This window comes from Rhizobium sp. SVR5-2C, from assembly GCF_056755115.1.
Window position 1 is genome coordinate 20,847 of record NZ_JBNDHT010000053.1, and the last position, 18,965, is coordinate 39,811.

General features: G+C 58.5%; 32 protein-coding genes. 27 read left to right on the plus strand and 5 right to left on the minus strand.

Going from position 1 to position 18,965, the window contains the following annotated elements; all coding sequences use genetic code 11:
* Nucleotide 1: 1 nt before the first annotated feature.
* The 3 genes from ACPYOI_RS16835 to ACPYOI_RS16845 form a co-directional block, all read right to left on the minus strand.
* Nucleotides 2–316, minus strand: a complete 315-nt coding sequence (locus ACPYOI_RS16835; RefSeq protein ID WP_481415024.1) for a DUF6538 domain-containing protein — start codon at nt 314–316, stop codon at nt 2–4.
* 237 nt (nt 317–553) lie between these two features.
* On the minus strand, nt 554–1,756 hold the full coding sequence (locus tag ACPYOI_RS16840) for a tyrosine-type recombinase/integrase (protein WP_481423079.1): 1,203 nt from the start codon (nt 1,754–1,756) through the stop codon (nt 554–556).
* A 1-nt stretch (nt 1,757) separates the two neighbouring features.
* The gene (locus ACPYOI_RS16845; RefSeq protein WP_481423080.1) at nt 1,758–2,201 is read right to left on the minus strand and encodes an Arc family DNA-binding protein; all 444 of its coding nucleotides are present in this window, start codon (nt 2,199–2,201) and stop codon (nt 1,758–1,760) included.
* Between the two features lie 120 nt (nt 2,202–2,321).
* On the opposite strand from ACPYOI_RS16845, the gene ACPYOI_RS16850 reads away from it, so the two are divergent.
* From ACPYOI_RS16850 to ACPYOI_RS16915, 14 genes are all read left to right on the plus strand, one after another.
* A complete protein-coding gene (locus tag ACPYOI_RS16850; RefSeq protein ID WP_481423081.1) occupies nt 2,322–2,513 on the plus strand; it encodes a hypothetical protein in 192 nt (63 codons plus the stop codon).
* A 75-nt stretch (nt 2,514–2,588) separates the two neighbouring features.
* The gene (locus ACPYOI_RS16855) at nt 2,589–2,825 is read left to right on the plus strand and encodes a hypothetical protein (protein WP_481423082.1); all 237 of its coding nucleotides are present in this window, start codon (nt 2,589–2,591) and stop codon (nt 2,823–2,825) included.
* Nucleotides 2,822–3,349: a hypothetical protein gene (locus ACPYOI_RS16860; RefSeq protein WP_481423083.1), complete on the plus strand. Its 528-nt coding sequence runs from the start codon at nt 2,822–2,824 to the stop codon at nt 3,347–3,349. The genes ACPYOI_RS16855 and ACPYOI_RS16860 overlap by 4 nt, the downstream gene beginning before the upstream one ends.
* Entirely contained in the window at nt 3,346–3,738 is a 393-nt protein-coding gene (locus tag ACPYOI_RS16865; protein WP_481423084.1) for a hypothetical protein, read from the plus strand. The genes ACPYOI_RS16860 and ACPYOI_RS16865 overlap by 4 nt, the downstream gene beginning before the upstream one ends.
* Nucleotides 3,735–4,415: a hypothetical protein gene (locus ACPYOI_RS16870; protein WP_481423085.1), complete on the plus strand. Its 681-nt coding sequence runs from the start codon at nt 3,735–3,737 to the stop codon at nt 4,413–4,415. Before ACPYOI_RS16865 ends, ACPYOI_RS16870 begins: the two co-directional genes overlap by 4 nt.
* Nucleotides 4,416–4,418: 3 nt before the next feature.
* Nucleotides 4,419–4,880, plus strand: coding sequence for a hypothetical protein (locus ACPYOI_RS16875; RefSeq protein ID WP_481423086.1), 462 nt, complete (start codon nt 4,419–4,421; stop codon nt 4,878–4,880).
* Nucleotides 4,877–5,209 carry a hypothetical protein gene (locus ACPYOI_RS16880; RefSeq protein WP_481423087.1) on the plus strand — a complete coding sequence of 111 codons (333 nt, stop codon included), beginning with the start codon at nt 4,877–4,879 and terminating at the stop codon, nt 5,207–5,209. Before ACPYOI_RS16875 ends, ACPYOI_RS16880 begins: the two co-directional genes overlap by 4 nt.
* Nucleotides 5,206–6,069, plus strand: coding sequence for a hypothetical protein (locus tag ACPYOI_RS16885; protein ID WP_481423088.1), 864 nt, complete (start codon nt 5,206–5,208; stop codon nt 6,067–6,069). Before ACPYOI_RS16880 ends, ACPYOI_RS16885 begins: the two co-directional genes overlap by 4 nt.
* Entirely contained in the window at nt 6,066–6,344 is a 279-nt protein-coding gene (locus ACPYOI_RS16890) for a DUF6074 family protein (RefSeq protein ID WP_481423089.1), read from the plus strand. Before ACPYOI_RS16885 ends, ACPYOI_RS16890 begins: the two co-directional genes overlap by 4 nt.
* Nucleotides 6,341–6,772: a hypothetical protein gene (locus ACPYOI_RS16895; protein WP_481423090.1), complete on the plus strand. Its 432-nt coding sequence runs from the start codon at nt 6,341–6,343 to the stop codon at nt 6,770–6,772. Before ACPYOI_RS16890 ends, ACPYOI_RS16895 begins: the two co-directional genes overlap by 4 nt.
* A gap of 61 nt (nt 6,773–6,833) precedes the next feature.
* Nucleotides 6,834–7,451: a ribonuclease H family protein gene (locus ACPYOI_RS16900; protein WP_481423091.1), complete on the plus strand. Its 618-nt coding sequence runs from the start codon at nt 6,834–6,836 to the stop codon at nt 7,449–7,451.
* A gap of 3 nt (nt 7,452–7,454) precedes the next feature.
* Nucleotides 7,455–7,883: a hypothetical protein gene (locus ACPYOI_RS16905; RefSeq protein WP_481423092.1), complete on the plus strand. Its 429-nt coding sequence runs from the start codon at nt 7,455–7,457 to the stop codon at nt 7,881–7,883.
* On the plus strand, nt 7,880–8,494 hold the full coding sequence (locus ACPYOI_RS16910) for a hypothetical protein (protein WP_481423093.1): 615 nt from the start codon (nt 7,880–7,882) through the stop codon (nt 8,492–8,494). Before ACPYOI_RS16905 ends, ACPYOI_RS16910 begins: the two co-directional genes overlap by 4 nt.
* A 296-nt stretch (nt 8,495–8,790) precedes the next feature.
* On the plus strand, nt 8,791–9,495 hold the full coding sequence (locus tag ACPYOI_RS16915; RefSeq protein WP_481423094.1) for a hypothetical protein: 705 nt from the start codon (nt 8,791–8,793) through the stop codon (nt 9,493–9,495).
* A gap of 443 nt (nt 9,496–9,938) precedes the next feature.
* Here ACPYOI_RS16915 and ACPYOI_RS16920 read toward each other — a convergent pair whose 3' ends face one another.
* A complete protein-coding gene (locus ACPYOI_RS16920) occupies nt 9,939–10,202 on the minus strand; it encodes a hypothetical protein (protein WP_481423095.1) in 264 nt (87 codons plus the stop codon).
* Nucleotides 10,203–10,275: 73 nt separating this feature from the next.
* Complete coding sequence (locus tag ACPYOI_RS16925; protein ID WP_481423096.1) at nt 10,276–10,548, minus strand: hypothetical protein; 273 nt, start codon at nt 10,546–10,548, stop codon at nt 10,276–10,278.
* A gap of 22 nt (nt 10,549–10,570) precedes the next feature.
* Here ACPYOI_RS16925 and ACPYOI_RS16930 point away from each other — a divergent pair, with 22 nt between their 5' ends.
* From ACPYOI_RS16930 to ACPYOI_RS16990, 13 genes are all read left to right on the plus strand, one after another.
* Nucleotides 10,571–10,771, plus strand: a complete 201-nt coding sequence (locus ACPYOI_RS16930; protein WP_481423097.1) for a terminase small subunit — start codon at nt 10,571–10,573, stop codon at nt 10,769–10,771.
* Between the two features lie 70 nt (nt 10,772–10,841).
* Nucleotides 10,842–11,123 carry a capsid staple protein gene (gp10, locus tag ACPYOI_RS16935; protein ID WP_481423098.1) on the plus strand — a complete coding sequence of 94 codons (282 nt, stop codon included), beginning with the start codon at nt 10,842–10,844 and terminating at the stop codon, nt 11,121–11,123.
* A 48-nt stretch (nt 11,124–11,171) separates the two neighbouring features.
* Nucleotides 11,172–11,612, plus strand: a complete 441-nt coding sequence (locus ACPYOI_RS16940; protein ID WP_481423099.1) for a helix-turn-helix domain-containing protein — start codon at nt 11,172–11,174, stop codon at nt 11,610–11,612.
* Nucleotides 11,609–13,102: a terminase gene (locus ACPYOI_RS16945; RefSeq protein ID WP_481423100.1), complete on the plus strand. Its 1,494-nt coding sequence runs from the start codon at nt 11,609–11,611 to the stop codon at nt 13,100–13,102. The genes ACPYOI_RS16940 and ACPYOI_RS16945 overlap by 4 nt, the downstream gene beginning before the upstream one ends.
* Nucleotides 13,095–13,364, plus strand: a complete 270-nt coding sequence (locus ACPYOI_RS16950) for a hypothetical protein (protein WP_481423101.1) — start codon at nt 13,095–13,097, stop codon at nt 13,362–13,364. The genes ACPYOI_RS16945 and ACPYOI_RS16950 overlap by 8 nt, the downstream gene beginning before the upstream one ends.
* 9 nt (nt 13,365–13,373) lie before the next feature.
* Nucleotides 13,374–13,583 (plus strand): hypothetical protein, encoded by a 210-nt coding sequence (locus tag ACPYOI_RS16955; protein ID WP_481423102.1) that lies wholly within the window; start codon nt 13,374–13,376, stop codon nt 13,581–13,583.
* A complete protein-coding gene (locus tag ACPYOI_RS16960; RefSeq protein WP_481423103.1) occupies nt 13,576–15,306 on the plus strand; it encodes a portal protein in 1,731 nt (576 codons plus the stop codon). The genes ACPYOI_RS16955 and ACPYOI_RS16960 overlap by 8 nt, the downstream gene beginning before the upstream one ends.
* Nucleotides 15,303–15,599 (plus strand): hypothetical protein, encoded by a 297-nt coding sequence (locus ACPYOI_RS16965; protein ID WP_481423104.1) that lies wholly within the window; start codon nt 15,303–15,305, stop codon nt 15,597–15,599. Before ACPYOI_RS16960 ends, ACPYOI_RS16965 begins: the two co-directional genes overlap by 4 nt.
* Nucleotides 15,577–16,401, plus strand: a complete 825-nt coding sequence (locus ACPYOI_RS16970; RefSeq protein ID WP_481423105.1) for a hypothetical protein — start codon at nt 15,577–15,579, stop codon at nt 16,399–16,401. Before ACPYOI_RS16965 ends, ACPYOI_RS16970 begins: the two co-directional genes overlap by 23 nt.
* Nucleotides 16,402–16,404: 3 nt before the next feature.
* Nucleotides 16,405–17,397: a major capsid protein gene (locus tag ACPYOI_RS16975; RefSeq protein ID WP_481423106.1), complete on the plus strand. Its 993-nt coding sequence runs from the start codon at nt 16,405–16,407 to the stop codon at nt 17,395–17,397.
* Between the two features lie 29 nt (nt 17,398–17,426).
* Nucleotides 17,427–17,870: a Bbp16 family capsid cement protein gene (locus tag ACPYOI_RS16980; protein WP_481423107.1), complete on the plus strand. Its 444-nt coding sequence runs from the start codon at nt 17,427–17,429 to the stop codon at nt 17,868–17,870.
* Nucleotides 17,863–18,351 carry a hypothetical protein gene (locus ACPYOI_RS16985; RefSeq protein WP_481423108.1) on the plus strand — a complete coding sequence of 163 codons (489 nt, stop codon included), beginning with the start codon at nt 17,863–17,865 and terminating at the stop codon, nt 18,349–18,351. Before ACPYOI_RS16980 ends, ACPYOI_RS16985 begins: the two co-directional genes overlap by 8 nt.
* 73 nt (nt 18,352–18,424) lie before the next feature.
* Nucleotides 18,425–18,965 (plus strand): phage connector family protein (locus ACPYOI_RS16990; protein WP_481423109.1); only part of this gene is annotated, 541 nt, incomplete at its 3' end.

Below are 18,965 nucleotides of genomic sequence, written 5' to 3' on the forward strand. Positions count from 1 at the left end.
ATCAAGGTGTTCCAGAATGCTGAACGACATTGCTGACATTGTAAAGCCGCCGTTGACGGCAGTTTGAGCCCCGGGAGCGAAATATTCGCTCCGGAAAACGTCGCAAGCTCCTTTGAAAATCTAATTGTTGACACTGCCGTTCGCATCGAGAGCGGCAAGCCGGACGGGATTGCGCGGCCCGCGCCCTGGCTGTTCTTCGCACGGTGGTCTTTAAGGACCGGTATATCTCTGTTTGCTGGAGTCTAGGCTGAAGGAGAGCGGGTACACGCCGCCGGAAGAAGAGGGAATCGGCTTCTCGCCGCAGGTAGTTGGACATCGCCAAGCGCCCTTGTGGGGGCGCAGCGTGGGGGTATTCCCAGCACTGGCGACACTAAGCTAAGTTATTGAATTAAAACAATGAAATTGGCTGGGGAACCTGGATTCGAACCAAGATCGACGGAGTCAGAGTGTTTATCTCTCCTTTGATTTTACACGACTTTTCCAGATCATGTTGCATCCATGTTGCGGATCAACATCCCCGCTTTGCATAATCAGCCATTCTATGAGCCGAAACTTAGGGCGTCACCGCGAATAAAGCATTCTGTGCGGCAGCTAATTCAGCGCCCTCATCCGCGGCCGGAAACAAGTGCCCATACGTGTCGAACGTCACCTGAATCGAGCTGTGGCCCATCCTCGATTGCACCGCCTTCGGCGTGAGTTCGAGCCCGCCATCTGCCTTCCTGTTGATGCACCATGAAGCGTACCAATGACGAAGCGCGTGGAAGCCGGTATATTTCGGCTTGAAGATCCTGTTGCCTCCCTCGTCGACCTTGCCAGCGTCGATCGACACGCCGGCCGCGATCTCGGTTTCCCATAGGCCGCGGTGAAGCATGTTGTTGTGGAATTCGATGTTCCCTGCCTGATTGGGGAATGCCAGGCCCGCATCGCTTTTCGGGCAGGCGAGTTTCCATTCCTTCAGCGTATTGACCACCATCGGCGGCAGGGGAATCGTTCGCTGTCCTGCCTCGCTCTTTGGCATGCCGACAACACCATAGCGGTCGGCCCGCTGGCGAACATGAAGCACACCCTTCTTGAGATCAACATCCTCCCACCGCAGCCCGCGCGCCTCGCTGGACCTGATGCCTGTAAAGGTCATCGTGACGAGGAGAGGACGATACCTTCCCGTTGCAGCGTCAAGGATGGCCCGGATCTCGGTGTTGGTCGGGATGTCCACCCCAACCCGCAATTTCGCCTTGGCCCGCTTCTCTGAAGCCTTCGTGCCCGATCTGGCCTTGGCCAGCTCGTGGACTGCATTTCGCACTACAAGGCCCCTGCCTTGTGCGTCAGCGAGGATGCTGCCGAGACTGACCGTCACGCGCTTCACCATTGCGGCCGACCGGCCCTTCTCCCGCAAGTCATCCTGAAATGATCGAACCCAAGGGGCCGTCACCTTTGTTAACTTCAGAGAGCCGGCGAGGGGGACGATATGGAGATCAAGATGCTGCCGGCGCTGATCCATCGTCGTGCGCTCAAGGCCCGCCGCATCACCAGATTTCAGCCAGAGCTTGCCGGCCTCTTCGATCGTTATGGTCGCGCTGTCGGCGACGTGAATGCCATCCCTTACCTCCACAGAAGCGGTTGCGGCAAACTGGTCGGCCTCTTTCTTCTTCGCGAAGGTCTTCAGACGGCGGTTGCCGGCGGTATCGGTATAGTCGACCACCCAGGCTTGCTTCTTCTCACCCTTCGGTGTGGTCCATTCTCGTTTGCGAACTGACATTTCATTCCTCCCAAGGCTGCTTCGGTATCTCTTCCGATGCATCAGAGCTGTCATCGACATCGAGTGTCATGAGGCTTTGCGCCAGCACCTTCAGCACGTCTGACTTGTCCCCTTGCGAAAGGAAGGCCTCTCCAAGAGCTTTCGAAAGGATTACGAATGATTGGTGATCTCGCTGGACCTGTTGCAACAGTCTGTCCTGCTTATTGATCGTCTCGATCAACTCGGAGCGCTCCTTCGAATTCTGCTCATACATTTCCTCGAAGAACTCCAACCGGGCAACGGTATTTGCGTTGAGGTCGAAGCTATCTTCTAGCCGAGCCACGATCTCGGCATTCATGCTGCGGCCATTGCTATCTGCCGCCTCCTTAATGCGATCGCGCATTCCGTCTGGGAACCTGAGGACGAACTGGTCCTGCTTTGAACTCGGGAAGTCACCACGTGCCATTTCGTTTGCCTCTGCTACTCAATGATAGTGAGTAACTATAAAAATGACTTGACCGCAATCATAGTTACTCACTATGGTTAAGCCGTAGTGATTAACTATCAATGAAAGTGAGATAGGGAAATGACGCAAAAGACGGACTCGTTGGATCTCATTTGGGGGGTCGCCGAAATCGCAACGTTGATAGGCCGCACTGAGCGGCAGACCTACCATATGATCCAGAGCGGACATCTTCCGATAGTGAAGCAGGTAGGCGAACGCTATGTCGCCAGCCGCAGCAAACTCATCGCCTTTTTCATAGAGACTGCGGCGTGATGCGCAAAAGAAAGGCCCGGCAGAGGCGGCAACCTCTCCGAGCCACGGTCCAATCTTCCCCAGAAGGAATTTGAAATGAACGTGCAGACGAATACCACGGCTGCGGCCGAAGTGCCAGTGAGCATCCAGCTTCTTCGCGCAAGCGATGTTCTGGCAACGGCCAAAGACCTCAACGAGGCAATCCATATGGCTTGCGGCTACATCTCCGTCGATCAGGAGAAGTGCGCCATTCAGGCTGTATCCGACGCTCTCGGCAGCAAGCTTTCCGAGGTTCTGAATATGATCGAGGTAGCGCGGGAGGAGCTGGCATGAACCGCCGAACCTTCATCAAAGGGGCCGTCGTTGCGGCATCCACACCCGCCGCAGCATTCGCGCCTCCGGCAATAGCAGCACCCGTCCTGAGGACAGGTGACACGTCTGCCCCTGACGACGCAGAGCTGGTGGCACTCGGAGCAGAAATCGATCGGCTTCACGCTCGATACCTTGCGGAAAATGCCCGATGCCAAGCGGACCAGGCCAACTTTTTTGAAGCCGCGAAGAAGGCAGGTCTCCGCAGAGGCACGCCGGAGTGGTCAGAAAAGTACGTTGCCGTCTGCGGCGATGCGATCGATGCCGCAAGTGAGGCGGCCGAAGCGGTCGATGCTGTCGCCAACAAGATCCGCACAGCGCAGGCATCAACAGTCGCAGGGCTCTTGGTGAAGGCCAAGATACTCCCCTTCGATCTCTGCCTTCATCCTGATCACTCGCAGCCAATGATTGATTGGAATTGGGATGTCGAGTGCCTTCACCGGTTTATTCAGGAGATGGGACGCTTCGCAGGGAGGGTCGTGGCATGAACGACTTTTTCGCACCCGCCATTCCGGCCGAAAAGGTGTTTTCGAACAAGCTCCGCATTCGCATGGTCGATGGAGACGGAATGGCCCCGGATCTGCTCAGCAAGCGGGACTATGTCATGATCCTGCCCGTCGACCGCTACTGCTGCGAGGGCGTCTACCTCATCGACTGGGGCTTTGGTGCCGCGCTTTACCGGGCAGATGGCTCCGGCCGGCGTGAAACACCAATCCGCATGCGGCTCGACAATCCGCTGTACCAGCGCGGCGAAGATCAGGGATATCACTATTTCACGATCGCGCAGTTCAACGAGATGGTGCTTGGCTTCGTGGTGGCTAACGTCAAGGTCACGAATGAGCCCATGCTTCGCGAAGCTGTGGAGGGTCGCCTATGAACCTCCCGACCACTTTCAGCGTTGCAAACGCAAAGCTGCCTCAGAGCTACGAGGCGGCAAAGACCGCACTCGCAAACTGCGCCTCAATCGACGAGTGCGTCGACTGGGCGGATAAAGCTGAAGCGCTCGCAGCGTATGCCCGTCAGGCAGATGACGATGTCCTCGAAAAGCATGCCAAGCGTATTAGAGCGCGAGCGATCCGGCGGTGCGGCGAGCTCCTTAAGCAGTTTAGTCCGGGGCCCGGGACCCGTGTTGATCTCTCACCTCGGGTACCCGGTCACCCGAGGACAATCACCGAATTTGCCATGGACGCTAACTTATCTGGGGGGCAGCGAAAAGCGGCGCTGAGAGTGTCGGCGGTCCCGCCGGAGGATTTCGAGCGCGCCGTCGAAAGTGACGATCCACCGACAATCAAGCAACTCGCCGCGCAGGGCACGAAGAAGCGTACGGCTGCCGCGCCTGATCCACAACCTCATCTGCCGAAATCCCGGCCGATCGGCTTTTCCGCAGCCACAAACCTGATCGGCACTGTCGAAGACTTTGCAGAATTCTGCCGATCTCAAATCCCCGAAATCATCGCCGCGGCTGTCATGCCGCATGAAGTCAAAGACCTGCGCGAGCACGTTGCCACGATTGATACCTGGCTCGACCGCTTCGTCGTGAACCTGAAGGACTGACGCATGAGTTACGAGACAGCGTTGAACATCGAGATCGATAAGGAACTGGACCGACTTGGCGTCCTGAAGCAGGCATGGCGTCCGACCTTCGTAACTCAGGCGGTTTGCTCACTTCATATCGAAGGCCTCGCTGAAGGTGAGCACAAAGATTTCTGGCTGCATTGCGGCTACGAAAAGACGCGCGCCGCCGTTACCCGTCGTATCAACCGCCGCGCCGCCGACATCATCGAGGAGGCTGTAGACGCTCAGCCCCTGCTCCCTGGCTACGACCATCTGCATACGTACTATCTGGTGCGCCGGGATGGCGACGATATCGCCGTCCACGTCGACGATATGACCGATGATGAACTCGATCAGAAAATTGCCCGAATCCAGAAGATGGGCCGGACATGCTTCGCCCATGCCAAGGAGTTCCTGCGCTTCAAGAGAGAGCGTGCTGCCCTTCGCAAGGAAGCCGCCGCATGACCCTGATCCAAGAGCAAGATGGTCAGTTATCGCCTGAAAGCAGGGCGGCCATACTGGCAGAAGTTTTGCGCTTCATGGCGACAAAGATTGAGCCGGTGCCCTACGGTGCCGTCCTCGCCCACGTGATGCATCACTTCCAAGCCCCGGAGCAGATCGTTGCTATCCACGTGATGGGCGCGGCATTGGAGTTGCGCGCGGCAGGCTTCCTGACGTCGAACACATATCATTCGGCTCCGGAGCGACATGAGCAGTGGCTGATGGTGCAATCTGAAACGACGATCAGCCCGTCGCGGTCCTTGACCCGCTTCACTTACGGGAGGGTCGAATGAGCAAAGCCCCAAACTGGAAAGACACCTTCCGCGCCGGGATGTATGCCAGCATCAAGCTTCGTAGCCGCAAGATCCATCGTGATCTGCTCTCCTATCTAGTCCACTCGGCAAACCAAAAGGCGCGCTTCAGCTGGCCAAGCCAGCACGAACTGGCGAAGGTGTGCAATTGCTCCGCCAGGAACGTTCATGACCTGCTCGAATACCTCCACGAGATCGGCGCCATCTTTCCCGTTCGCTATGCGAATCTGCCGAAGAGCACGCAGGTCCTGATCAAGAACCTCACGCCCAACAAGGTCACGAGAAACGCTAATGCGTACTATGTCTGCGTTGACTGGGCAAAAGAGGTCTTGGCCGGTGACGAGGAGATATCCTTAGATTTCAGGGCATCTCGATCGCCAAGCATTGCAGCTGAAGATCGTCGTCGCGGCAGCATGAAGGCAAACGGAAATAGGCAGCGTTACCGGCCGCTTTCGGAGATTGAGATCGAAGAGACAAGCGTCGATCACGACGATTGGCAAATCCTCAACGCAATCCCTGCTGAGACCGGAAGTCCCACTTCACTATTAAATCAGGCTGAAACCGGAAGTGGGGCTACAGACATGACTACTGAATATAACCCAGAAGCTCGCGCAGAGATTTCTCTCGGGCAGGACGCTCCTTTCGGAATTCCCCTCTCAAAAGCAGAACCCGCTGAAACCTCGCAATCTCCATTGCAGGTTCAACCCGCGCAAACGTTTCGGCCTGGTTACGGCGGTGGCGAAGCCAACGCATCCGATCCAAGGCCGGAGGCTTTGGCCGGCCCGGAGGGCACAGAATATGACGCCGCGGGCGCGCGCGCGATCGACAGGAGAGCATCATGACAAAATGCCAGATGATCCCGTTCCCGCTGAAGGCTCGCGTCGGCAAGGTCCGGCGTGTGGCGGAGGTTCTTCGAAACACCAGCAACAAGGCGAGCCGTGAATCCTATTGGTGGCGGACCGTGACGCAGCTGCGGGAGAAGCTCGAGGAAATCGGCCTGACGGATGAGCAGATCCGCAACCAGGTCGGTGAATTCCGCTCGGCTGTGCATGCCGAGTGCTTGAGCCTTGACGTCATTGAAAAGAAAACGGGCGAAGCCCCGGAAGGTGCAGCATGACAACCCTTGTCGATATGAAAGAGGGCCAGTGGGTGCTGGCTCTTCACATGCCATTCGGGCCCTACGTCCGCACAATGACCGAAGTCCTCGAAGGCTTTGCGTTCAAGCACTGGATGGACAGCTTCACCAAGGAGGAGATCTTCTTCGTCGCTGAGGTCCAGAAGGTGATGCCGAAGACCTTCGTGCCCGTCGAGCCCCAGAAATATGAGGGCGATAGGATCTCGCGCTGCCAGGTGATTGCAGCCTGCCGATCAAAAGAGGCCGCCACTGCTTTGCGGGACAAACTCTTCGCGATCGGCGTCGAGACCGGCGAGGCGATCGAGAAGGAGATGTACCGGCGCATCGAGAAATTCGCGGCCAAGAAGCGCGCCGCGGCCGAGCGCAAAATTCACCGGCTGGTGCCTCATCATTTTAGGAGCGCTTCATGATCATCCTCGACATCATCAAACTCGCCTGGAAACTTCGCCGCCTTCGCAAGGAGCTACGCCATTGAGTTATCAAAAGAAGTTCTTCCGCAAGCCGGTGAAGAAGCATGCGCCATTCGACGTCAGCCAGGTCGCGACCGGCGTCCACATCTTCTGCGATGGCGCATGCGAGCCGAACCCGGGCGCCGGCGGTTGGGGCTATGCGGTTTACCGCGATGGATTGGAGATCGGGCACGGCTGCGGCGGGCTCGCTGACACTACGAACAACGTCATGGAACTCACCGGCATGCTGAAAGCGATCGAGTGGGTGAAGCACGCTTTCATGAAGGATAAGCCCGTCACGATATGGTGCGATTCCATGTACGTCGTGAACGGCTGCAACGACTGGCGCCACAAGTGGAAGCGCAACGGGTGGAGCCGCAAGGGGCCGAATGCGTCGAAGCCCGAGACAGGCGAGATCAAGAACCTCGAACTGTGGAAGGAGATCGACGCAGCTCTCAACACCTGCACCGCTCTGACTATTTCATGGGTGAAGGGCCACAACGGCACCGTCGGGAATGAGCGTGCTGACGAGCTTTCGCTGATGGGCCGCCAGCAGGCCATGGAAGCGGCCGGCATCGAACAGCCCAAAGCCGTCGTCGACTACCTCACGGCCGAATACAAGCGCGTCATGGCGGGGTGAGCGTTGAGCCGATCATCCGTCAACATCCACAAGGTAGCGCGCGAGTGCGGGGTCATTCTCAGAGACTGGCAGCACCACAGCCCGACGAGCCGAAAGTCTCGAGAGTGCTATTGCAAGCCGACGCTTCGAGAGATCGGAGCTCGGCATGGTGAAGAACATCTCCGCCTGGTGCTCATGCTCATCACGGGCAACGCGCGTAACGCCAGCGAGCTATATGCCGACGTCCTCAAGGCAGTGTCGCGTCTGCTCACGGCGAATCCGGATCTGGTCAAGCGGGCGTCGCTGGTGTCGGACTTCAACGCGATCGACTTCGGCGCCCTTCGTCGCGGCGCCCGGTCCATGAAATACGGAATGCCCATGAGCGATGAAATCCTTGTGGCACTCCGGCAGCAATTCGGCCTCTGGCCATACCGAGGAGACGAAGCAGCATGACGATGGCGTTTGCGGAATGGACATACGAGCAAGTGCGGGCGCAGATCATCGAGGCCGCTTATACCCTGCGCGCCTCACCGGGCGACCTGGGGCCGCGTTTGGCATCCGGCGCGATGTCAGACGTGGTGCGCGACATGATGGAAGCCTATGGCTATCAGGAAGCCAAAGCACCCCGCATCCCATCGGCCGGCGCCATCAGCCGTATGTACGAAGTTTGGGACTGGGTGAACGCCTATTTGAACGAGGAACAGCGCAAGCGGATCTACGAATATTCGTTCATCAAGACGCGCAAAGGCATCTACCTCGAGCGCTATTTGCGGAAAATCGACATTTCTCGAAGAACTTTCGAGCGGCGTGTACAGGCTGATTGTCAACGGATCGCGGACGCGCTGAACCAGAAACGCCGCGTCCGGTTGACAGTGGCCTTTGACGACGTGACGCAAATCGCCGTAGAAGCCACGTCAATAACGGTAGCTTCGAAGAATTGCGCGACGGACTGGCGCGACGACGAAGTCACCGGCCGGAAAGAGCAGGTAAGGGCTAACGTCCTCGCCCAGGCTCGCTGGCGCAACGAACGCCGCCGGCAGCTCCTGGAGCGAGCCGAACGGTGAAGCCGCAATCGACCCTTCTCCATCAGGCGAATTCGAACACCGGTAATCCGGGCGCGGCAAAATTGGTGTGCGGGACGGCGCCACTCTCGACCGCTGCTGCTACATGCGCAAGGAAACAGGCGAGGCTAAAGCGACGTAGGCGAAAGGAGCTACACGTGAACGCTTGAGATTACTATGGCTCAGGCGTAGTATAGATTGAGCGGCTCAGTGTATCCCCTTTTGAGCGTGAATGCCGCCGTTAGCTTGTACTGTGTTGGAGCTGAGCCCCTCTTAATATTAGCTGGGAGGAAGGTCCTATGGTGAAGACAACCTCTTATGAATCCGGCACCGCGCTTCTCGATGCTCTTACGAGCGGCGAGCTTGATACCGCGCAGAGCTATGTCGGAATGATCAAGACATCTGACAAGGAGGGGCATATTGCATTCGCTCCTGCATCTTGCGAGCAGTGGATCGACATGCCTGCCGATTTGATCGGTGACGTCGAGGTCATTCGCCATGTGCCTTGTAAGGATCACACGCACCCGCTTGTTAGACTAAGTCTTGAAGGGAATGACGCAAACCCTCTCGTAGGCGTGATCCGCCAGATGCTCTCGGCCACATCACCGGGTGGAATGGTACCTCAGATAAGAGGGAACCCCAATGGCAACAATATTCCTTGGCGCGAGGCGTCCCCGTTCCCAGGTTTGCCTTTCAACGCTCAAAATCAAGCGGCATTCAATCCCCTATCACAGGTAGGTAACCCGGGCTTTCCGGCCGGTTGGCAACCACAATTCGGAGCAATTTCTTCTCAACGCCCGCCATTCGCAAACGAGCGGTTAGCAACAAACCCAAGAACGGTTTCATTCATGGCGCCGGTTGGGCCGGGCGGACAGGGCGGATACGGAATTACCATCGAGTGTGATCTCGATTGTTGCGTCGCATGCTGTCGTGACTGCTTCCCGTGGATCGGGTGCGTTGATTATCCCTGCTGCAAACTGACGAACTGCAAGATCAAGTTCTAAGGCAACAGCGGCAGGTTCTGGCATCTGTCCCCGGCAACAAGACGCGGCCTCACTCGTGGGTGAAGAGCCCGCGCCGCCGCTCCGCGGTTAGCCGCCCTTCATTTACGACGCTAAGTGGGCAGGCCGGTAGAAAATTCATATCGCGAAATGCGATGGCGTCACCGCCTGGTAGAAATGATTTTGCGTCAAGAACCTGAATATGTAGCGTACGCCTGCGCCCAGATGGAAATTGCGGCGAATAAGGCGCCTCCGGCGTTCAGGAGTTTGCTAGCAACATCCATCCGTTGAATGTGGGGTGGCGGCCCGTCCCAGTACGAGCCTCCAGTCCAAAAGGAAAGCAGTGCCGAGATCAGCCACATCCCAGCTGAAATAAAACCTGCCCCGACACTCAAGACAAACAGCGTCATTTATCCCCCCAGGGTAAACCCGTGCCCGATGGTGGTTCAATCAGCCAAGAATGGCTTTCCTTGGCCGGTGAAATGACTGAAGCCGGTCAGGAACTCCTGAGTCCAGTTGATCAATTCCAATTGCTCTGTGACATCGCCGTCAGTGTTGTCTCGCAGCTCGTAGTAAGCATCGCTAAGCTTCTTGAGAAACCGCTCCTGGAAGCTCGGATCGGTCTGGTTCAGGGTCTGCACGAGGCAGGTGGTCAGGATAGACACTCCGACCTTTGCTCTGTGCAAGTCGGATCGCTTGTCTTCTGTCATGGGTGATCCCTTGCTGGTTGAGATGGGAAAATACGGAATGGATGCCCCGAGGTGGAAGCCCGGGGCTACTCTGTCATTCTTTGATGAGGGCGCCCCAATCATCATCAGTCTGCTCGATGACAATGTTGATGCCGCAACTGTCTTTGCCGAGATAACGGAAAAGGCGAGACTTGACCTTGCCGGCATAACGCGGCGCATCAGGGTCTCCCAAGGGTTCAATGTCAACGTAGTCCCCGACGTTAGGGAGCATGCCGGAGTTTGTAGTCTCGAAATCGGCGGTGCTTGGATGGTCGATCGGGCGCCCGTGGTTGGTGCCCATCTCCTGAAATGTCACGAAATATTTCAAACTAATGCTCCAAGGTTAGATCATGCCACTCCTGAAAAACGCCCGGCATGAGAAATTCGCCCAGGCGATCGCCAAGGGCATGACGGCAACGGACGCATATTCCGAGGCCGGTTACAAGGGTGACAGGACCGCCGCCTCTAGGTTGTCAACAAATGTCAACATCAGCCGCCGTGTTGATGCAGATCACTGGCGCAGCAGCAGGCGGGCTGGATCACTTCAATAAGGGATAACACCATGGCAACGATGGTCGACCTCGCGCGCACCGCGGCCGAGAAGAAAGAAGAGCTTGACCGTTGGGAGAAGGGGCCGACCGAATCCGATCGCCCGGACTACCCTACGGCCTGACGCTCTTCCTCGATTACACAACCCTCAAGAAGATGGGTCTGACCGATCGCGACTTCGACAGCGGACAGCCGGTCACCATCATTGCCCACGCGATGATCACCGAAGACCGGATCGAAATCGTCAACGGCGAAAAGCGGCACTCGATCTCGCTGCAGGTGCAGAAGATGGCCCTTGAGCAGGAAACGAAGGATATCGCGGATAAGTTCTACGCCGAGAAGGCTTCCGCCTGATGCGGCCGCCGTTGGTCTGGACCGCGATTGCGGTGTGGGGGGTGACACATGGCAAGACCGCCCTCCTATAAGCCTGAGTATGCTGAGCAGGCACGAGCGCTGTGCGAGCAGGGGCTCACGGACAAAGAACTAGCCGCGTTCTTTGGTGTGTCAGATCGAACGATCCAGCGATGGAAGCTCGATTACTCCGAATTCTGTCAGTCCTTAAAGGTCGGCAAGGCCATTTCAGATGAAGCGGTCGAGCGCAGTCTGTTCCAACGAGCGATCGGCTACTCGCACCCCGACGTCGATATCAAGGTTATCGAAGGCAAGGTCGTGAAGACCGAAATCGTCAAGCATTACCCGCCGGACACGACGGCCGCCATCTTCTGGCTGAAGAACCGCAAGCCGAAGGACTGGCGCGACAAGCAGGAAGTCGAGCTGCAGGTTAACGGCTCGCTGGCTGACCGTCTGGCTCGGGCAAAAGCAAGAGTAACCGGGGACAAATGACCGCCGTCGAGAAGCCGCGCGATCCGGATGATGATATCGCCGAAGCGGCCATGCTCTTCCAGGATAACCCGCAAGGCTGGTCGCTCTTCGCGTGGGACTGGGGCAACGGCGATCTGAAGGATATGGACGGGCCTCGCGCCTGGCAGGCGGATATCAACGAGGAAATCCGGCAGCACCTGACCAGCGAGAACCGATACGTTCCGCTCCAGATCGCCATTGCCTCTGGTCACGGTATCGGCAAGTCGGCCGAAATGGGCATGATTGCCAACTGGGCGATGTCCTGCTTCGCCGACTGCCGCATCGTTGTCACGGCCAACACTGAGACGCAGCTTCGAACCAAGACGTCGCCAGAAATCGGGAAGTGGTTCCGCTCCTCTATCACGGCGCACTGGTTCGATGTCCAGTCGATGTCGATCAGGGTGAGAGACGCGGAGCACGGTGACCGCTGGCGCCTCGATTTCGTGCCCTGGTCGGCACACAACACCGAAGCGTTCGCCGGCCTGCACAACAAGGACAAGATCATCGTCCTGATGTTCGACGAGGCCTCGAAGATTGCTGACAGCGTCTGGGAAGTCGCTGAAGGCGCAATGACTGACGAGAACACGATCATCATCTGGCTCGTGTTCGGCAACCCCACACAGAACGTGGGCCGGTTCCGCGAATGCTTCCGCAAGTTCAAGAAGCGCTGGATCCGCCGGCAGATCGATAGCCGGACCGTTCCCGGTACCAACCTGGTCTACCTGAACCGTCTCGTCGAGGACCTTGGCGAAGACCATGACATCGTGAAAAAGCGAGTGCGCGGCATGTTTCCATCATCCTCGGCCAAGCAGTTCATCGGGACCGACGACGTCGACGCGGCGCAGAAGGTGCACCTCCGCAAGGAGCAGTACAGCTTCGCGCCGAAGATCATTGGCGTGGATCCAGCATGGACCGGTGACGACGAGCTCGTGATCTATTTCCGGCAGGGGCTGTACTCGAAGCTCCTCATGGTCATGCCAAAGAACGACAACGACATCGAGGTCGCCAACCACGTCGCGCGTTTCGAGGACGATCTGCAGGCTGATGCAGTCTTCATCGATATGGGCCATGGCACGGGCATCTATTCGGCCGGCATCTCGTTCGGCCGCAGCTGGCGCCTCGTCGAGTTCGCAGGCAAGAGCGTTGACCGCGGCTGCCTGAACAAGCGCGCCGAAATGTGGAAGGGTATGCGCGACTGGCTCAAGCAGGGCGGCGCGATCGATCCGAAGGACGACGTCCTCTACCAGGATCTGATCGGCCCTGAGCTGGTGCCGCGCGTCGACGGCAAGCTTCAGCTCGAAAGCAAGGAAGACATGAAGGTCCGCGGCATTCCCTCGCCGAACCGTGCCGACGCCCTTGCCCTGACCTTCGCCTATCCGGTCACCGCTAAGGAAGACGGCGGCCACAGCCACATTCGCGGCGACAGCAGCTACGGCGGCCAGTCGAACGAGGAGTACAATCCCTATGCTTGAGTTCAGCGACCTTTACCGGATCGAGCAATTGCGGACGATTGTCGCCAACGGGCGGCTCTTCAACGTCATGATGTTCGCGCTCATCATCATCGTGGCCACGCAAATCGACATAGCGGCTCTCTGGCTCGCGTTCCTGCCGATCCTGTCGGTTGGCGCTGCCTATCTCGCCGACGGCATTGGCGCGCGCTTTCAGCGTCTTTTCTCCTTCACCAGCATCGCCTTCGCGGTCGCTGCCTTCCTCGTCATCTTCTACATTCTCTGAGGTAAGCCCATGTGCCTATTCGGTAGCACCCCCAAGGCCGAGACGCCTGCTCTCCCGGTCGAGTACGCCGCACAGCGCGCACCGGCCACCCAAGCAGCCAAAGAAGCCGGCAACAACACGCGCGACAAGCTCCGCGCTGCCACTCCTACCATGCTGACCGGCGCAAACGGCGTTGGTGAAGTGGACGCTTCCGGCAAGAAGGTGCTGCTCGGTGCCTGAAGAAAACGTCGTCAAGGCGGATAACACCCTTCGCGGGCGGCACGAGCGGCGTCTTGCTGCGCTGAAGACGGCTCGTAACGAGTACGAGGCTCAGTGGCAGGAGCTGAACGACAATATTGCCCCCGGCCGCTATCGCTCTGGTGATGCGCAAGCCACCAAGGGCAAGAAGCTGAACGGCAAGATCGTCGATAACTCTCCGCTCCTGGCGCACCGTATCGCTCGATCCGGCATGCAGGCTGGCCTGACATCGCCAACGCGGCCATGGATGCGCTACAGCACCTTCGATGACGATCTGAAGGAGTTTGGCCCGGTCAAGGACTATCTCTATCAGTCCACCCGAAAGGCCCGCGACAAGCTGTCGGTCTCGAACATCTACAATTGCCTGCATAGCGGATACGGCGACGAGCTGCTGTTCGGTCAGTTCTGTCTGATCCTAACCAAGGACAAGGGACGCCTGCACGGCATCATGCCGGTTGCCGGTCAATACTGGCTTGCTGCCAGCGGTCAGCAGCGTGTCGATACCTGCTACCGCCGGATATGGATGACGGTCGAGCAGGTCGTGGGCCGGTTCGTTGCGAAGCCCAATCGCGAAATGGACTGGTCTCAGGTCTCCACCACGGTCAAGAACTGCTGGGACAAGGGCAGTTATGACGACTGGGTTGAGGTGTTCAACGCTATAGAACCCCGCCACGACCGCGATCTGCGCAGCCCGACCAAGGCCAACAAGCCCTTCCTGTCCAATTACTGGGAAGCGGCAGGGCCAAAGGACAAAGTGCTTGAGATCAGCGGCTTTGACCGCAATCCTATCATTGCGCCGCGGTGGGATATCGTCGGCGAGGATGTCTACGCCGCCTATTGCCCCGGCATGGACGCGTTGCCCGACGTCAAAATGCTCCAGAAGGAACAGATCTGGAAGGGGCAGGGCATCGAGCACCAGGTCAAACCGTCCGTGGTTGCCCCGACCTCGCTGCGTAACAGCCGCAATTCGACGCTGCCTGGATCGATCACCTATGTCGACGAGGTCAACCAGAACGCCGCCTATCGTCGCGCCTTTGATGTGAAGATCCAGCTTAACGAGCTTACCGCCGACATTCAGGACTGCAATCGCCGCATTGATCGCTCGTTCTACGCCGATCTCTTCATGGCGATCAGCAACATGCAGGGAATTCAGCCGAAGAACGTCTTCGAGCTCACGCAGCGCAAGGAAGAGCAGCTTCAGCAGCTCGGTCCGACAGTCGAGCGCCAGCATCACGAGCTTATCGCTCCGCTGGCTGACTGGGTTTATTACGCCCTTGACGATGACGATGAACTGCCGCCTCCGCCGCCGGAACTGGAAGGCAAGGATCTGAAGGTCGATAACATCTCGACGCTGGCTCAAGCGCAGCTTGCCGTCTCGACGGGTTCGATCGAGCGCTTCCTCAGCTTCGTCGGCAATATCAGCGGCGGCAGTCCGGAATCGGCGGACAAGGTCGATTTTGACCAGGCGATCGATGAATACGGCGATGCAGTCGGTGTTGTGCCGACCATCATCCGCTCGGACGATGAAGTCGCTAAGCTGCGGGCCCAGAGGGCGCAACAGGCTCGTGCCGCTGCCGGTGCTGAAATGGCTGCGAAGGTCGCTCCTGCCGTTAAGCAGGGCGCTGAGGCGGCCCAACTGCTCGCGGGCACCGACGACAATGGCGGACCTGTCGATCTCCTTAGTCGCCTCGGGGTAGCCGGATGACAAAAACCAGAGCGCAGCAAGAGCTCGAGCTGGCAACCCAGTTCGTGCTGTCGGAGCCGCGTGCCCGCGAATTCATCTGGTGGATACTGGAGCAGTGCGCGATCTACAGCGCCCCTCCCGTCGTCAATGGCGAAACCGGCATTCACATCGGCCGCCGTGTGATCGGCGTCTCGGTCATCAACCAACTCACATCAGTCGAACCCGGTGCCTACGCCCAGTTGATGGTCGAGGCCCACAACCGCGCTGAGAAGCGCAAGAGGGAAGCAGAGAATGCGAAACCTGCTGAGGAATAGCATCGCTTTCGCCCCAGAAGGCGCCGAGGGCGTTGGCGGCAGCGAAACCGGTAGCGAAGGCGCGGAAAGCAGCGCGGCCGCTTCTGAGACGATCCTGTCGGGCAATGTCGACGATGATGCCGGCAAGGGCGGCGAAGGCAATGGCGATGTTAAGGCCGGCGAAGAAGCGCCTGCCTGGCAGGAATACGTCAACGACCCGAAGCTGTCCGACGCGGACAACGCGAAGGCCAAGGCGGAGCACGACAAGACCAAGCCTGCCGAAGGTGATGGCAAGGAGAAGAAGGACGGCAAGAGCGAGGAAGTCGATCCCGCCGACCTCGTGCCGGAAGACGGCAAATACGACATCCAGCTCGAAGGCGACATCAAGCTCGACGAAGCCCTCCTGGAAAAGGCGAGCCCGGTCATGAAGGACATCGGCTTGACGAACCGTCAGGCGTCGAAGCTCGCCGGCGTCCTCGCTGAACAGCGTAAGCAGGAATACGACGCTCTCAACGAGCGGCACACCAAGATTATCAAGGACTGGCAGACGGAAATCAAAACCGACAAGGACTTCGGCGGCGATAACCTCAAGACCAGCGTGAAAACAGCAGATCGAGTGATCGCGACATTCGGAGACGATGCTTTCCGCCGCGACCTCGTCGAACTCGGGATCGGCAACCATCCCGGCCTCTTCCGGCTACTGGCCCGTGTCGGCAACGCTCTCAGTGATGACAAGCCTGTCACGTCGGAAACACCCGCCGCATCCGTGAAATCGCCTGAAGAGGCGATGTACGGCGCGACAACTCCAACGACACGAGGTTAAACCATGGCCACTGTTGGCAACATGTATCCGACGCTCTCGGACCTGAAGAAGCAGGAATGGGGCGACGACATCGCGACGATCATCGACATGCTCGTCCAGTTCAATTCCATGTACGAGGATGCGCCGATCCTCGAATGCAACATGGGCACCAGCCACCTGACGACGGTCCGCACGGGCCTTCCGACCCCGACCTGGCGCAAGCTCTACAAGGGCGTTCTGCCCACGAAAGGCACGACGGCCCAGGTCAAGGATGCTACCGGCATGCTTGAAGACTGGTCGGAAGTCGACGCCAAGCTCGTCGAGATTTCGAAGAACCCGGCGAAGTTCCGCCTCAATGAGGCAAAGGCTCATATCGCTGGCATGGCAAACATGCTCGGCACTACCGTCTATTACGGCGATACGGACGTGAACCCGGAGCGATTTACCGGCCTGCATGCCCGCTTCAATTCGAAGTCGGCTGCTAACGGCAAGCAGATCATCGATGCCGGCGGTACCGGCTCCGATAACACCAGCATCTGGTTCATCACCTGGGGCGAAGACTCGGTTCACCTTCTCTATCCGGAAGGCACGAAGGCCGGTCTGCAGCGCGACGACAAGGGCAAGACCACCAAGGAGCTTCCGGACGGATCGCTCTACGACGTCTACCGCGAGAAGTTCTCACAGGACATCGGTCTATCGGTTCGTGATTGGCGCGGTGTTGCGCGCGTCGCGAACATCGACGTTTCGGATCTTCGAGCCGATGCCGCGACGGGAGCCGATATCATCAACCTCATGATCGACGGCTACTACGCGCTGCAGAACCCCAACCAGCCGAACGGCAAGACGGTCATATACGCGTCGAAGACCATCCAGACGTTTCTGCACAAGCAGGCAATGAACAAGAAGAACGTCAACCTGACGCTCGATCAGTCTCAGGGCAAGCCGCAGGTCGCGTTCCTCGGTCTGCCGATCCGCCGAGATGACAACATCCTCGAAACCGAAGGCCAGATCGTCTAACCGGCGGTCGCGAAGAAAGGTACACCACCATGATCTTCGATGCTCAGAACATCTTCTCGGATGCCCAGGCTATCACTGCCTCTGCAGCCTCCGATAACATCATCGACTTCGGCGCTTCCGGTAAGCCGGTAGGCGCCGCGGCCGCCATCCGAAAGGACCTCGGTCGAGGCATGCGGGTCAACCTCCGCATCCAGATGGTCGAGGCCGCGCTCGCTGCTGGCGCTGCAACTCTGACGGTCGACCTTCAGACGGACGATAACCCTTCGTTCTCATCGGCGAAGACCGTCTGGACGTCGGGGGCTATCCCGAAGGCCACGCTGCTCGCGGGCTACGTCTTCCCGATGGACTCGTTTCCGCGAGGCACTGACGAGCGCTATGCCCGTCTGAACTACACGGTGGCAACGGGTCCGCTCACTGCCGGCAAGATCACGGCCGGCGTCGTCGCAGCAGGGGAGGACAACAACTATGACTAAGACTGTCATGGCAACCCGGCCGGGTACGTACGGCCACTATCGTGAGGAAGGCGACGTCTTTCAGATCGAAAGCGCCAAGCACTTCTCGAAGAACTGGATGGTCGAGGTTTCGGCCGCCCAGGCGAAGAAGCTTCAGGCTCTGGCGGCCGAGGATAATGAGGCAGCGAAGCATGTCGTTGATACCTCTGTCGTAGACAATGCGGAGCTCGAAGCTCTTCGCGCCGAGCTGGCCGAGAAGAACGCCGAAATCGATCGCCTCAAGCGACCGAAGACGGTGAAGGCCAAGGCAGAAAGCACCGAAGGCGGGACTGGTAGCGATGACCAGCCGAAGACGGCTGCCGAAGTTCTGCAGATGGCCAACGACCCGAACATCCAGTTCATGACGTTCAAGGCTGCTGCAACCAAGGTTCTCGGCGATGCAACGCCTTCGACCAAGGCTGAAATCGTCGCTGCCCTCGAAGACAAGGCTACCCAGCCTTAACCCTCGCGAGACATCGCCAAGCTATCGACCCGGCTGGAAACGGCCGGGTTTTTCATTGCCCCGGAGATAGCCCATGACGTCAGTCGTCAGCCTCTGCAACATAGCGCTTGGTCACGTCGGCAAGCCGACCATCTCGGATCTGTCTGAGGCGTCGGAAGAAGCCAGCCAGTGCAATCTGCATTACGCCCTGACGCGCGATACCATGCTACAAGCTTATCCGTGGCGCTTTGCCAAGAAGACGCTCGTCCTCGCCCAAGTCGCAAACGTCTGGGAAGAGCGGTGGGGCTATGCCTATACCCGTCCGTCCGACTGCCTGAAGGTCCGGCGCATCGTTCCGGAGATCGATCGCGGGGAAGAGACAGACCCCATCCCGTACAGCGTCGGCGAGGGGCTGATCTTCTGCGATTCATCCCCCGCCAAGCTCGAATACACGAAGCGATTTGAAGATCCTGCGAAGTTTCCGCCCCTGTTTCAGGAGGCGCTGACGTGGGCGCTCGCTTCGAAACTCTGCATGCCCCTCACGAAAGACCAGTCGCTCCGCAAGGACTGCTACCAGCTCTCGGGGCAAAGCCTCGGCGCTGCTCAGATGGCGGACGCGAATGAAGAGATGTCCA